The 12,528-nt window shown below is 42.2% G+C and carries 17 protein-coding genes; 9 read left to right on the forward strand and 8 right to left on the reverse strand.

Annotated elements, in window-relative coordinates; genetic code table 11:
• The first annotated feature begins 147 nt into the window (after positions 1 to 147).
• From CVD28_RS23820 to CVD28_RS23830, 3 genes are read left to right on the forward strand one after another with little or no spacing between them, the layout of a single operon-like run.
• On the forward strand, positions 148 to 1,407 hold the full coding sequence (locus tag CVD28_RS23820; protein WP_101597189.1) for a Y-family DNA polymerase: 1,260 nt from the start codon (positions 148 to 150) through the stop codon (positions 1,405 to 1,407).
• Between the two features lie 39 nt (positions 1,408 to 1,446).
• On the forward strand, positions 1,447 to 1,779 hold the full coding sequence (locus tag CVD28_RS23825; protein ID WP_101597190.1) for a YolD-like family protein: 333 nt from the start codon (positions 1,447 to 1,449) through the stop codon (positions 1,777 to 1,779).
• 57 nt (positions 1,780 to 1,836) lie between these two features.
• On the forward strand, positions 1,837 to 2,448 hold the full coding sequence (locus CVD28_RS23830) for a serine/threonine protein kinase (RefSeq protein WP_101597191.1): 612 nt from the start codon (positions 1,837 to 1,839) through the stop codon (positions 2,446 to 2,448).
• Between the two features lie 201 nt (positions 2,449 to 2,649).
• Here the strand turns inward: CVD28_RS23830 and CVD28_RS23835 are convergent, their stop codons facing one another.
• Positions 2,650 to 2,865, reverse strand: coding sequence for a CDGSH iron-sulfur domain-containing protein (locus CVD28_RS23835; protein ID WP_101597192.1), 216 nt, complete (start codon positions 2,863 to 2,865; stop codon positions 2,650 to 2,652).
• A 123-nt stretch (positions 2,866 to 2,988) separates the two neighbouring features.
• Here CVD28_RS23835 and CVD28_RS23840 point away from each other — a divergent pair, with 123 nt between their 5' ends.
• The 4 genes from CVD28_RS23840 to CVD28_RS23855 all read left to right on the forward strand — a co-directional run bounded on the left by CVD28_RS23840 (position 2,989) and on the right by CVD28_RS23855 (position 5,792).
• Complete coding sequence (locus CVD28_RS23840) at positions 2,989 to 3,315, forward strand: iron-sulfur cluster biosynthesis family protein (RefSeq protein ID WP_101597193.1); 327 nt, start codon at positions 2,989 to 2,991, stop codon at positions 3,313 to 3,315.
• Positions 3,316 to 3,674: 359 nt separating this feature from the next.
• Positions 3,675 to 4,412, forward strand: a complete 738-nt coding sequence (locus tag CVD28_RS23845; RefSeq protein WP_101597194.1) for an SDR family NAD(P)-dependent oxidoreductase — start codon at positions 3,675 to 3,677, stop codon at positions 4,410 to 4,412.
• A complete protein-coding gene (locus CVD28_RS23850) occupies positions 4,399 to 5,427 on the forward strand; it encodes an S-adenosylmethionine:tRNA ribosyltransferase-isomerase (RefSeq protein ID WP_257985965.1) in 1,029 nt (342 codons plus the stop codon). Before CVD28_RS23845 ends, CVD28_RS23850 begins: the two co-directional genes overlap by 14 nt.
• A gap of 17 nt (positions 5,428 to 5,444) precedes the next feature.
• Positions 5,445 to 5,792 carry a VOC family protein gene (locus tag CVD28_RS23855; protein WP_101597195.1) on the forward strand — a complete coding sequence of 116 codons (348 nt, stop codon included), beginning with the start codon at positions 5,445 to 5,447 and terminating at the stop codon, positions 5,790 to 5,792.
• Between the two features lie 75 nt (positions 5,793 to 5,867).
• Here CVD28_RS23855 and CVD28_RS23860 read toward each other — a convergent pair whose 3' ends face one another.
• From CVD28_RS23860 to CVD28_RS23885, 6 genes are all read right to left on the reverse strand, one after another.
• Positions 5,868 to 6,788 (reverse strand): alpha/beta hydrolase, encoded by a 921-nt coding sequence (locus tag CVD28_RS23860; protein WP_101597196.1) that lies wholly within the window; start codon positions 6,786 to 6,788, stop codon positions 5,868 to 5,870.
• A 46-nt stretch (positions 6,789 to 6,834) separates the two neighbouring features.
• Positions 6,835 to 7,710 (reverse strand): alpha/beta fold hydrolase, encoded by an 876-nt coding sequence (locus CVD28_RS23865; protein ID WP_101597197.1) that lies wholly within the window; start codon positions 7,708 to 7,710, stop codon positions 6,835 to 6,837.
• A 92-nt stretch (positions 7,711 to 7,802) separates the two neighbouring features.
• Complete coding sequence (locus tag CVD28_RS23870; protein ID WP_180954293.1) at positions 7,803 to 8,393, reverse strand: TetR/AcrR family transcriptional regulator; 591 nt, start codon at positions 8,391 to 8,393, stop codon at positions 7,803 to 7,805.
• 267 nt (positions 8,394 to 8,660) lie between these two features.
• Positions 8,661 to 9,695 (reverse strand): PD40 domain-containing protein, encoded by a 1,035-nt coding sequence (locus CVD28_RS23875; RefSeq protein WP_101597199.1) that lies wholly within the window; start codon positions 9,693 to 9,695, stop codon positions 8,661 to 8,663.
• A gap of 11 nt (positions 9,696 to 9,706) precedes the next feature.
• The gene (locus tag CVD28_RS23880) at positions 9,707 to 10,567 is read right to left on the reverse strand and encodes a permease prefix domain 1-containing protein (RefSeq protein WP_101597200.1); all 861 of its coding nucleotides are present in this window, start codon (positions 10,565 to 10,567) and stop codon (positions 9,707 to 9,709) included.
• Positions 10,564 to 10,887 carry a PadR family transcriptional regulator gene (locus CVD28_RS23885; protein ID WP_101597201.1) on the reverse strand — a complete coding sequence of 108 codons (324 nt, stop codon included), beginning with the start codon at positions 10,885 to 10,887 and terminating at the stop codon, positions 10,564 to 10,566. The genes CVD28_RS23880 and CVD28_RS23885 overlap by 4 nt, the downstream gene beginning before the upstream one ends.
• A gap of 374 nt (positions 10,888 to 11,261) precedes the next feature.
• On the opposite strand from CVD28_RS23885, the gene CVD28_RS23890 reads away from it, so the two are divergent.
• Both CVD28_RS23890 and CVD28_RS23895 read left to right on the forward strand, forming a co-directional pair.
• Entirely contained in the window at positions 11,262 to 11,519 is a 258-nt protein-coding gene (locus tag CVD28_RS23890) for a YqkE family protein (protein WP_180954294.1), read from the forward strand.
• Positions 11,520 to 11,812: 293 nt separating this feature from the next.
• Positions 11,813 to 12,205 (forward strand): MarR family winged helix-turn-helix transcriptional regulator, encoded by a 393-nt coding sequence (locus CVD28_RS23895; RefSeq protein WP_101597203.1) that lies wholly within the window; start codon positions 11,813 to 11,815, stop codon positions 12,203 to 12,205.
• A gap of 83 nt (positions 12,206 to 12,288) precedes the next feature.
• On the opposite strand, the gene CVD28_RS29405 is transcribed toward CVD28_RS23895, so the two are convergent.
• A complete protein-coding gene (locus CVD28_RS29405) occupies positions 12,289 to 12,492 on the reverse strand; it encodes a DUF4865 family protein (protein ID WP_180954298.1) in 204 nt (67 codons plus the stop codon).
• Positions 12,493 to 12,528 lie beyond the last annotated feature (36 nt).

Raw genomic sequence — 12,528 nt, forward strand, 5'->3', positions numbered from 1 at the left:
CATTTCCATATCTGGAGGATGCAGGAGAAGAGGGTTAATTGTTGAATTTTGCATTAAAATTCCCATTGAATACGAACGTGTATTCGTATAATATTATGGGTATAATAAATACGAACATATATTCTTGAAAGAAGTAGGGGGGACATAATGGTGGATTATAGCGCTATGCCGAACCATCGGATTCTATGCGTTGATATGAAAAGCTTTTATGCCAGCTGCTCTGCCGTTATGGAGGGGCTTGATCCTCTGGAATGCTATTTAGCGGTTGTCGGAAATTTAGACCGGCCCGGAAGTGTTGTGCTTGCAGCATCCCCAAGAATGAAAAAGGAGTTCGGAATCAAGACAGGATCCCGGAAATTTGAAATCCCCAATGATCCGCGGATTAAAATAGTTGATCCTGCCATGTCTACCTATCTGAGAATTTCGACGGAAATCACCCGCCTGTTTCATCGCTATGTCCCAAAGGAAGCGATCCATACTTACAGTGTGGACGAAAGCTTCCTTAAAATTGACGGTGCGACTTCACTGTGGGGCGATGCCTGGACGGTTGCGCGGAAAATTAAAGATGAAATCGAGCGGGAGTTTCAGCTGCCATGTGCAGTTGGAATTGGACCGAATATGCTCCTGGCAAAGCTGTGCCTTGATCTTGAGGCAAAAAAGAAGGGAATTGCGGAGTGGACATATGAGGATGTACCAAAAAAGCTTTGGCCTCTCTCACCGCTTAGCCAAATATGGGGGATCGGGAAAAGAGTACAGCGGACATTGAACGGCATGGGGATTTTTACGGTAGGCCAGCTTGCAAACCATGGCCTTGAGCAGCTGGAGGCTAAGTTTGGAGTGATGGGAAACCAGCTTTACTACCATGCTTGGGGGATTGACCTTTCAGATATTGGCGCTCCAATTATGGAAGGGCAGGTCAGTTTTGGAAAAAGCCAAATTCTTCTTCGTGATTATAAAGACGAAAAGGAAGTAAAAAACGTAATTTTGGAAATGTGCGAGGAGGTGGCAAGGAGGGCAAGGTCGCATTATAAGGCAGGCAGAACGATAAGCCTCGGAATTGGATACAGCCATGAGGAATTCGGAGGCGGCTTCCTGCGTTCACGTTCGATCACTGAACCGACAAATGTGACGATGGAACTGTACAGGGTGTGTCTGGAGCTGTTCCATGAAAATTATGTTCCGAAAACAGTAAGGCAAATTTCAATCTCGCTGTCCAATATAGAGGATGACAACGAAATGCAGCTAACATTGTTTGATCCCTCGGCCTGGAAAAAAAGGAAGCTTGGCTATACCGTTGACCGCATCAGAGGCAAGTTTGGCTCGAAATCACTGCTGCGTGCTGTCTCGTATACAGCAGCGGGAACCGCGGTCATCAGAAGCGGCCTTGTCGGCGGGCATAAATCATAACGCAAAGAATATGAAACTCTAGCCAAGGGAGGCTTTATCATGATACGGGATCGGGGACGAATCAAATGGACGTCCATGATGCTCCCGGAGCACGTGAAAATGCTCAGGGAGTGGGCACATGAGGACACCTATGAACAGCGCAGGGAACTGGATGAGCAAAAGCTCGAAGAAATGAATATGGCTATAGGGGAAGCGATGGAGACGGGAGCGGCAGTTGCTATAACCCATTATCAGAATCGGCGGCATTGCCTTTTGATCGGCCGCATACATTATTATAACGAAACCAAACAGCAGCTTCATGTGGTTGACCATTTTAATGAGCCGCATTATATTGGACTTTCGGACATTGCGGATGTCAGATGCGCAGAGTGATTGAAACTGGCCAAAGAAAGTCTGGCAGCATAGGTACATAAGGGGGGCCTGCTGTCTATGAAGCCATTTTACGAACTGGCACAAAGTGTGAAGTTTGACGGTAAAGGAATGCTGCTCTACAAGGATTCCCGTTTACAGTTTATTGGCAGGGGAAGAAGCGCCTATGTTTTTCGAATTGGATCAACGTATCTTGCAATGAAGGTATTTCTGCCGCACCGCACCAAGGAAGCGAAGGAAGAGGCGGAGATATACAGGATTTTGCAGAATCACCCTTCTTATCCTGAACTGCACGGAGCGGGAGAAAATTACCTTGTGATTGATTACATCAAAGGGACGACAATCTATCAATGCCTGCATACAGGTATTGATATAAGAGATGAACATGTCCAGCAGGTTGACAGTGCGCTTGAATCAGCAAGAAGGAAGGGACTTAACCCGTCTGACATTCATCTGCACAACATTATTCTTATAAACGGCCAAAGGATTAAGGTAATTGATGTTGCAAGATACAGGCAGCAAAAGGAATGCAGCCAATGGGAAGATATTAAAAAAGCATATACGAGATATTACAGGCTTAAGTATTTTCCTAAAAAAATTCCTCGCTTCGTTCTAAATATGATTGCTGCTTCCTATAAAAGAAATCTGCTTGGGCCGCTGATTGGATTTTGAGGAAGCTTTATGTCCACAGGCAAAAAATAATCCACCAGAGTTGCCGGCTCCGGTGGACTTTTATCGGCCGCAGCCAATTCTCTAGTGAGAAGCAGCTGGGCCAGACCGTTGGTGTTACCAGCACCAGACGGTCTTTTTTAATATATGTAGTTCCGAATTTTATATACACTGCAAAGCTGTTTGGGAAAATTCAGCTGTGTTCTATTCCTGTCCTTCAGGCTTAGGTGCTCTTACCCGCGATTCAAACTTGCCCTTATGGGAAGCATCGCAATATGGCATATTTGCTGACAAGCCGCAGCGGCAAAGCGAGAAGGCAGGCTTTGCAGGAAATACATTTCCTTCTGCATCGATGAGTTCAACATCACCAGTGATCCGATACGAACCGTTATCGTTAACTTTTATTGTAACCTTTGACATAATGATCATCCTTTTCACAATTTTGTCACATCTTCTTCTATCCTAACTGGAAGCCGAATCTTTTTCAAACTTTTTTAAATCCTGATAAAATAAGCATATGCAAACACGAAGGGGTTATTAACCATGAAAATAGAATGGACAGAATCGGCAGAAAAAGCAATCCGGGAAAAAACAGGAGTCAAATCGGGGCTGATGAAGCTGAAATATGATACAGATGGCTGCGGCTGTGTTGTGAGCGGCGTCACGGCATTGTGGCTTGTCAGCACTCTTGATGAAGATGACGAACGAATTGAAACCAACAACGGGCCCATATATATTGAAAAATCAAAGGCAATCTTTTTGGATGATGTGATGAAAATAGATTTTGTTCCGGAAGTAAACAGCTTTCAATTGAAAAGCCCGAATCAAATCTTGAATCCGAGGATGAGTTTTTACGATCGTACGCAATGAAGAGGGTACACTTTAACTTAAATTAGTCTAAACATGAAGCAGAAACCAATGAAGGTGGCTGCTTCTTTTTTATTATGGCTATGTTTAAGCTCAAGTGTTGATTTTGCCACTATGTTGATGTCTAGCTGCAGCGCCCAGCCCCTCGAGTGTTGTAACCAAGAGCCGTTACAACCTTTTGTTGCGATAAAGTACCTTCGCAACCCTGGTCATAAGCCAATAATTTTTGTTTCCTTCTACGACCAAAGTTGTAGAAGGAATCCAACCTTTTTTCCGACGTGCTTTGATGATTTTCGCCATACAATTATGATGTCAAGATCATCATTTAAACAATTTAAAACAAGTAGAAAGGGGTTTATAAAATGGAAAACAAAGTAGTTATGATTACAGGAGCTTCAAAGGGGCTTGGCAAAGCCTTGACGATGGCTTTTGCGAAAGACGGCGCAAGATTGGCTATTTGTGCAAGAGGCGAACAAGAACTGATCCAGGTCAAAAAGGAGGCAGAGGCGTTTGGAGCAGAGGTTTTGGCCATAACGGCAGATGTGTCGATTTCCCGTGATGTGGAAACATTTGTAGCACTGACGGAGGAAGCATACGGGAAAATCGATGTCCTGATCAATAATGCTTCTACAGTAGGGCCGAGTCCGATGCCACTCCTGCTGGATTTTCCGGAAGAAGATTATATGGAGGTTCTCAGAATTAATGCCGTCAGCCCGTTTCTCGTAACAAGGCGGGTTATTGCCGGAATGCTGCAAAGAAATAGCGGTTCAATCATCAATGTAACCTCAGAAGCCGGAAATACCGGATATGCTGGATGGGGGGCTTATGGGATTTCTAAATTCGCGGTAGAAGGGCTGACTGAGACATGGGCCGATGAAGTGAGCGAAACTAATGTAAGGGTAAATATGGTTGACCCGGGTGAAATGGATACAGAAATGCATAGGCTGGCTGTTCCGGATTGCGACTATGAGCTGGCCAATCCTGAGGATGTAGTTGATGTATTTTTGTTCCTTGCTTCAGAGGAATCATCCGCCATCAATGGTAAACGATTCGAAGCGCAGGAATTCGGAAAAGAGGTGCAGCACAGTGGCAGCATCTAACATGGCTTTTCAGCTTCCCTCCAGTTTGAATGCTGTGATGCCTCCTGAGAGGCGGGGCATCCGCAGGGACCGTGTCAGGATGATGGTATTGGACCGCCAGTCAGGCGCTACGCGGCATGACGAGTTTTATCATATTGACCGTTATTTAAAACGCGGTGATTTAATTGTTTTGAATAACAGCAGAACTGTCCCGGCAAGACTGACAGCAGATCTTCTTAGAATGAATTCACTGATTGCATCTGCAGCGGAAGTAAGGCTGGCCCGGCGCCGCAGCGAATCCGTCTGGGAGGTGTGGATTGTTACAGAAAAAGCAAAAATTGGGGATAAACTATATTTCTCCGAGAGCCTTTATGGCACCATCATAGAAGAAAAAGAGAATTCCCCGATTCACATTGTTGAATTTTCAAAGACTGGAATTGAATTGTATTTCGAGATTTATTCGCTTGGAGAACCTGTACGCTATGAGTATATCGATCACCCTTGGGCTTTGGATTACTATCAAACTGTTTTTGCGTCGATTCCCGGATCAGTGGAAATGCCTTCGGCGGGAAGAGCATTCAGCTGGGAGCTTTTATTCAAGTTGCAGAAGAAGGGGATAAAAATAGCTTATCTGCAGCTGCATACAGGGTTGAGCTATCTGTTGGACGATGAAATGGAAAGCAGGCCTGAGGATAACTATGAAGAATATAATATTCCCGCTGAAACGATGGAAGCGATTTTAAAAACAAGAGCTTCAGGCGGACGCGTCATTGCCGCAGGTACCACAGTTGTCCGGGCGGTTGAATCTGCAGTATGCCGGACAGCCTCTGCTGGAGTAACCAATTTGTATATAGATTCCAGCCATAAATTAGCATTGGTGGATGGAATCATTACTGGGCTGCACGAACCGGAAGCAAGTCATCTTGATATGCTGTCGGCCTTTGTCCCGGAAGATAAGCTGCTGAAAGCCTATCAAGTTGCGATAGAACAGTGTTATTTATGGCATGAATTTGGCGATGTGAATTTGATTGTTTAGAAGGGAGTTTGGAGGAAATGCAGCTTCACCATGTTGCCCTGGAGGTAAAAGATTTAGAGAAGTCGGTGGATTTTTATACGAACAGCTTAGGCTTTAAAGTAGACACCAGCCTTGTTTGGTCGGGCCAAAAAATCAGCTTTCTGGCGCTCGGCGATTTCCGTCTTGAACTTATTGAGCAGACAGATGAAGGAGAAATTTCAGACCGGTCGCATATATGCTTTAAGGTTGATGCCATCGAACCGATCGTAAGCCGTCTGGGTGAATCAGCTGTTGACGAAGGTCCTTATATGCTTGAAAATGGCTGGAGAATCATCTTTTGCAAGGGGACGGACGGGGAAATATTAGAGTTTTTAGAGGAAGCGTAAATGGGGAAGTTTGAAATGTATATAAAAAAGTAGAGAGAAGGGGGACAAACATACGTCCGTCTTCTCTCTAGTATCCTATCCTTGGACAGGCAAAACATATTCTTCAAGGAAATCATCAATTACCTTCTCATACTCCTGAGGGTTTTCGTTATATGACTGGGCATGTGAACCTTTCTCAGCGATATACAGCTTTTTCGGGCCTTCTTTTTCCTCGAATAGCCGATTTGTCATCTCTGCAGGGATAAAATCATCGTCCTGGCTGTGAATGAACAGGACCGGGCTTTTAATATTTTTGATAGAGTGCAATGGAGCAACATCGTCTATCCTCCATCCAGCACGCAGCTTCAGGAACCGGTCAGCAATCGGCAGGACCATCCAGGAAGGAAGCGGCGGTACCTCTGCCTTTAGCCGATGAACAAGCTGCCCGCGGAAATCTGAAAAAGGACAGTCAGCGATATAAAAGCTGGCCCCATCCTCAACCATCCCCCCATACAGCAGAGCAGTTGCGGCACCCATCGATTCACCGTGGATGCCAAGGATAATGTCAGAGCCTTTTTGCCTTTTTAATTCTTTAATGACTGACTGCAGATCGAACTTTTCATAGTAGCCGTATGAGCTGGTTGTTCCGCCTGACTTACCGTGGCGGCGATGGTCGTAAATAACAGCATTAAAGCCGCGCTTTAAAAAGATATTCATATATTTAACTGAATTAAACCGATTTTCGGTAACGCCATGGCAAATGATAACCCACTTATTTGCAGCGTGCGGTTCCACGAATTCGCAATGCAAATCATAGCCGAATGAAGAAGGTACTGTTACATCTGTTTTCGGCAATGCTTCATATTCCTTAAGATTCAGCCGCTTCGCTGAAATTTCCCTCTGATGAATGAGCTGTTCTTCCTTCTTTTTCATATACATCACACGGTTTGTAAAATATAGTCCGATGCCAATAACGTAGGTGAATATCCCAAGCGTGAAAATAAGAAACTTTTTCATCGAGCGCGCGCCTCCGAGGTTTTTTCTTTATTTTACCATGTGCCTGCTACCGATAATAGTTTTCCAAAAAGGCTTTCATATCACTATTTATTTCTGCGAGAGTTTCACTGTTTGAAAAATGCCCGCAGTTATAGAGATTGCATACTGGAAGATGTGGAAATATTTCAGATGCCCGCTGGGTAAGCTTCTCACCCGGAAAGAAGACATCTTCCTTGCATCCAATTACCATTGTTGGAGCCGCATAATTCTCAAGGTCAGCTTTATTGGCTATTTTGGGCATTTCCTTCTCCAATTTTACGCTGCGGAAAATTTCGCCGATAATAGCAGCATCAAGGGGCTTCATACTGTTAAGGGACATGGCATCCGTAATCTTTTTCAGATGCTTTGCTGAGCCATTCCATTTATAAAGCAAGAGGGGAATCAATATTCGCTTGATCATCTCTCTCTTGGAATTCAAAACTATTCCTGCAGGAGCGAATAAAAGGGAACAGGCAATTCTTTCAGGAATATGGGCCGCAAGAAGAAGAATGATTCCGCCGCCATGGGAAGGTCCCGCAAAAGCTGCAGACTCAATTTGGTAATAGTCCATTAAATCGGAAATCCAAAGCGCAAAGCTTTCGTCCTTAGCAGATGTACGATTCTCACTGCTAAGCCCTGGATGGCCAATTGTGTCAGGCGAGTATACTCTATATGTATCTAACAATGATGAAAACCATGATAAAGTCATCGGATTTATGCAATTGCCTCCTTGCAGAATAAACAAAGGTTTCCCATCCTTAGGACCGGTAACTAAAACATGGGTCCTGCCGAACGTTGTTTCAACAAAATCTCTTTCAAATGGTATTTTTAATGATTTAGTGTAGGTCTCGTAATATTCAGCTAGCCTGCTTTTTCCCTCTTCCGTTTTATAAATAGTGCCCATGCATATTTCCCCCAAAATTTTTTTGTATAAAAAAGAACGATTGTTCATTATTACTGCGGAAATAAAACCCATCGACTAAGGATGAGTTTTATTCAGTCTTCAGATATTCTCCAATAAAAGTACAATCTAAAGATTTCCATTGTTAGGCTTTTGATATCTTCCGGATCTTCGTACTCTCTGACAATTTGCATTAAACCTTCAAGAAAACTGGTTGACGCGGAATTTGCTATACGTATGTCGAACGGAGCGGCAGGAAATTTATGATTATATATAGATATATACATAAGAAATAGCTGGCTAATCGCATGCTTCCAATCCTCTTTAAATCTCGCGGCAGGAGTACCGTCGCTTCCGTCATATAAAATGAGGAGCAGTTTCCTGTTTTCAATCAAAAGGCTGATAAATGGGCCATTCAAAATCTGCAAAGCATCTTTCAAATCAACAGAACCTCCCGGGTGCTTGACGGGAAGAGCAAAAAGAAGTTCAATATCCCCGGCCAAAGGCTTGGTGATGCTTTCAAACAGGGATTCCTTATTTTTATAATAGCGATAAAGATTACCTGTAGAGACATTGGCGTTTTGTGCAATGTTCCGTATAGAAGCCCTTGCAAAGCCTTTTTCAAAGAATTCGTCTACGGCTGCGTTCATGATTGCCAGCTGCTTTTCTTTTTTTAAAATTTGCATGCTTTTCTTAATCCTCAATAATGAATTGATGTTCATTATTAATGTAGCAAATAGAACTCATAAAGTCAAAACCGTTTAGGATTCATGAGTTTTAACTCCCAGTCTATGCATGGAAATAAGCGGTATGAAAGAGCTAAACCAAAAACTTCCTAAGAGATTTTCATTTTAATTTATTTACTTTTTTTTACCCCAAAAAATCGATGCAGTTCCGCCCCTTTTCCACACAAAAAAGCGATTCGGTAAAGTGAGAATCGCTTTTATCATGTCCTATTCCTTCTCTGGAAGAATTACTTCCTTGATTTCCTTTGATTTATCATCCATCCGGTAGAGGTGGTTATCTTTCCTATTCGGCCACTTTTTATCAGCAATAAAGTACAGGCTGCCATTGGATCCGAATCGCGGACGTCCGACAAAATTTCCAAAATGGGTAAGCTGGTGCTCTTTCTTTGAATTAAGATGATAAGAAAAAAGTTCATATTTAAATGTCTTTCCTTCATACGGATTGCTGATGGATTGGTAGATTAATTCATTTCCGGAAGGGGAGAGCACTAGCTCGGTAATATCAATTTCTTTATCCGGGTCGGTTACAACGTTCAATTTCTTAGGATCATCAAGTGCTATTTCAAACACCCTCTGCTTCGTTTCAAAAGTTTCCTCGGGCGTGCTGGCATCCATGTCATCATCCATCTGAATAAAAACGGATTTTCCATCCGGTGAAACGTTAAGAGAGGTCATCGAGTATTTTTTAAGGCTGGTGCGCTGAACAGTTTCTTTTTCTTCCAGTTTGTATTCAAATACATCAAGATCATGGGTCCGTTTACTGGCAATCGGCGAGTAATTCCCAAAGGTGCCTGCTCCTAGGAAAAATAAAGAATCGCTGACAGGGGAGAAGTCTAACTCAGTTACCATATGCTCCGACTTGAATAGCTCTGTGACCTGCTTAGTACGGAGGTCGAGCAGATGGACGGTGCTTGCCAAATCCTTTTCAAGATTTTTATTGGCAGTAATAAAAGCCAACTTTGTACCGTCATTTGAAAAACTCGGATCGATAATAGATTTGCTATTGTCAAATTCTATTGCTTTTTCGTTAATATCCAGCTTATTGTTGAAGATGTATAAACCAGGCTTTCCTCTTTTATAAGAAACGAAGGCAATCGTGTCCTGCGTGGATACATCATACTGGTCAGCAAGGCCCTCCTGTTTTTCCTGTTCTGTCTTTTCGAACTTGAAGCCCATGACTGTCAGTACCGCTGTAAGGGTGAGTACCAGTCCGCCAAAAATGAACAAATAATTTTTCCTCATCGTTGCACCTCCTAGTACATCAGCTTTGGCAAGAATACCACCAGCAATATCCCGGCAATAAATAGCATTGGGACAATGGCCAAACCGTATGCCAAACGTTTATTTTTTTTCAATGCTTTTACTTGGGCAATATAAAGGCCGATCCAAATCACCGCCGGTATACAGAACGCCAGCATGATTGGCGAAAATCCGCCGATCATGATCAGGCCGCCGCCCACCATAAAAAGTGTTGCCCCAATAATAAAAATTCCTGCTGTAATGTTTAACGCGTGAATAATTTTTGTATCCTTGTTCAAGGCCTTGCTGTTTCCAAAGTTATTCAAGGTAGTAAGGTAGAGCAGCGACAGATCCAGCAGGATGACCAATCCTGCGGCAATCGGCAGTATGGAAAGGTCCAGCCCATCTGAAAGCATCCCGCCGTATAAATAAACCAGTGCATGGAGCATCAATATGCTATTGATCCACCGTTTCCGGTTTAGATGGACGCTTTTATTGGCGGCTAAATAAAAAATGAAGGAGCTTGATGCCATCGAAACCGCCATCCACATAATGAAGGCATTGCCCTCCCAAAACAGCTGGAGGCAATAAGCTGCCACTGTGTACAGAATGGAGGTCAGGGAAAGGGTAAACATCAGTTCTTTGCGGTATGGAAACATCGCCTGCTGTATCTGGCTGCCAATTTCTCCTTCATTGCCGAACAGATCCATGGCTTTTTTTTCCGCTTCCTCTTTACTTAATCCTTCCTCGATTAATTGGTCACGGGACATTTTCAGATGAATAAGCAGTTCTTCATATAAATCTTCCTTTTCTTCTTTTGAACAATCTGTATGCCGCACAATGTTTTCAACAAAGCGTTCGAGTCCGGATTTCATGAAAATCCCTCCGAACTTTTTCTGATTAGGTTCTCCATAAGCTGAAAGTCCTTGCGCTTTTGTGCCAATTCGGTGATCCCGGTTTCAGTAATCTTATAATATTTCCGCCTGCCTGCATCCGTTTCACTCCAATATGACTCAATAGTCTGCTTTCGCTCCAGGCGTTTAAGCGCAGGGTATAGAGTTCCTTCGCTCATTTCGTAACGCTCATCACTCAGCTGTTTTAAAATTTTAGTAATCTCATATCCGTATAAATCCTTTTGGGAAATCAGCGAAAGCAGCAGAAGGTCAATACTGCCTTTCATCATTTCTTTATCCATTTGAGTTCCCTCCATTGTTAATATATGGTTATTGTAATACGAGGTACATCGTATTGCAAGGGATAAATTATTATAGGAGGGGAAAACGAAACCTTGTTGTGGATCACTCAGGTTAAATTGGTTAAAGCAGTTATGAAAAAAGGAATTTGAAGGGTTTTTCAAGAAGTACATATAATTGGAAAATATAAGAGTGAAATTGGAAAATGAAGATTATAATGATCGAACCTATAAAAGTAAAAAAGAATTTAGGGTGAAAAATTTACATCCATTTTAGTATCCAGCCGCAGGGGTTTGGACTCCCTGCTCGTTTGAAAGGAGGGTTAATAGTCTAGCCGCGAGCCGTGTTATAATAAAAGGGTAAGGGAGGTTACATAATGAAGAAAAAGAGGCAAAACCAAGATAGAGTAAGCAATAAACCACAAACCAATGGCGCCCTCACACTGGGGGACATGGTTAATCAGGAAATACTCGCTAAGCTGAAAAACACAAAAAATGAGCTTTCTTTGGCAGAAAAGAAAAGACATGAAGAAGAGGAAGCAAAGAGAGCGTTTGAACGCAAACAGAAAGAAAAAAATAAATCATTTGAAGAGCTGCTGAACGAAAGCAGCACTGACTGGCGGAACTTTAAATAGAAAAAAATAACGCTTTTCCTTTGCGGGAAAAGCGTTATTTAGAAGGAAAGAATAATACTTATTTTTCAAGGGTTATAAATTTTTAAATTTAAATAAACTGTTAAAAAGGAACCGGACAAAAAGAATAAAATTTGCCCAAAAATAGTGTTTGGAGTAATGAAATTAAGTATTTCCAGCATTCTTTTTCTCACCGCCCTAATGTTTTAAGTTAACATAAATTTTGTATCGTGTTACGATATAATTAATTATATCGTATTAAGATATTTCCATCAATAGGAAAGAAGGTAACACTTTTGGATTCTTTGTTATCAAAAGAGGTTTATGTGTATTTGGGTGAGTTTCGATATCAAATAAGGAAATTTCAGAATTTCAGTGACAAAGCTGCCAGGGACAACGGACTTACTTCCCAGCAGCATCAGCTGCTTTTAGCCATCATGGGTTACCCGGGCAGGGATTTTGTTACGACGGGTGAGCTCGCTGAGCGTATGCAAATTACGAATCATGCCTGTGTTGGGCTGATTGACAGATGTGAACATTTAGAGCTAGTTTCAAGAAGGCAAAATCCGGAAGATGGGCGCAGTGTACTGATAGAAGTTACTGAAAAGGGAAGAAAAATTCTGGAACGGCTGTCAGAAATTCATCTAGATGAAATAAGGCGGATTGAAATATTTAAAAAAATAATATAGCTGGGAATGGCCGGCTGACATACGAAATTTTTTATGATCTGGAATCTCTTTTTCTATTCTTTTTTTTTGTTAGTTACACTTTCCTAAGGCTGTATTTCTCTAGTGATTTGAAATAGATAATTAGTTTCTTTGATTTTAGTTTTAATTGTATCAATTATCGGAATTCCTACATTTACTTGTTGCCACCCAAAAGAGTTTAAGATGTTGTCATAGGAATTAGCCGGCTGGCAGGAATCCTGCTGGAGATTGTCGAAAATAAACTTGTAATCGTCAAAATGCTGTTTCAGGCTTTGATTACCATACTTATGAAATGGTAATTAAGC

The sequence above is a fragment of the Bacillus sp. M6-12 genome (assembly GCF_002860285.1).
Lineage (GTDB): Bacteria > Bacillota > Bacilli > Bacillales > DSM-1321 > Peribacillus.

Excerpts from the sequence above, each read along its gene's own strand:
- CVD28_RS23820 (WP_101597189.1), top strand. The coding sequence starts at position 148 with ATGGTGGATTATAGCGCTATGCCGAACCATCGGATTCTATGCGTTGAT.
- CVD28_RS23825 (WP_101597190.1), top strand. The coding sequence starts at position 1,447 with ATGATACGGGATCGGGGACGAATCAAATGGACGTCCATGATGCTCCCG.
- CVD28_RS23830 (WP_101597191.1), top strand. The coding sequence starts at position 1,837 with ATGAAGCCATTTTACGAACTGGCACAAAGTGTGAAGTTTGACGGTAAA.
- CVD28_RS23835 (WP_101597192.1), bottom strand. The coding sequence starts at position 2,865 with ATGTCAAAGGTTACAATAAAAGTTAACGATAACGGTTCGTATCGGATC.
- CVD28_RS23840 (WP_101597193.1), top strand. The coding sequence starts at position 2,989 with ATGAAAATAGAATGGACAGAATCGGCAGAAAAAGCAATCCGGGAAAAA.
- CVD28_RS23845 (WP_101597194.1), top strand. The coding sequence starts at position 3,675 with ATGGAAAACAAAGTAGTTATGATTACAGGAGCTTCAAAGGGGCTTGGC.
- CVD28_RS23855 (WP_101597195.1), top strand. The coding sequence starts at position 5,445 with ATGCAGCTTCACCATGTTGCCCTGGAGGTAAAAGATTTAGAGAAGTCG.
- CVD28_RS23860 (WP_101597196.1), bottom strand. The coding sequence starts at position 6,788 with ATGAAAAAGTTTCTTATTTTCACGCTTGGGATATTCACCTACGTTATT.
- CVD28_RS23865 (WP_101597197.1), bottom strand. The coding sequence starts at position 7,710 with ATGGGCACTATTTATAAAACGGAAGAGGGAAAAAGCAGGCTAGCTGAA.
- CVD28_RS23870 (WP_180954293.1), bottom strand. The coding sequence starts at position 8,393 with ATGCAAATTTTAAAAAAAGAAAAGCAGCTGGCAATCATGAACGCAGCC.
- CVD28_RS23875 (WP_101597199.1), bottom strand. The coding sequence starts at position 9,695 with ATGAGGAAAAATTATTTGTTCATTTTTGGCGGACTGGTACTCACCCTT.
- CVD28_RS23880 (WP_101597200.1), bottom strand. The coding sequence starts at position 10,567 with ATGAAATCCGGACTCGAACGCTTTGTTGAAAACATTGTGCGGCATACA.
- CVD28_RS23885 (WP_101597201.1), bottom strand. The coding sequence starts at position 10,887 with ATGGATAAAGAAATGATGAAAGGCAGTATTGACCTTCTGCTGCTTTCG.
- CVD28_RS23890 (WP_180954294.1), top strand. The coding sequence starts at position 11,262 with ATGAAGAAAAAGAGGCAAAACCAAGATAGAGTAAGCAATAAACCACAA.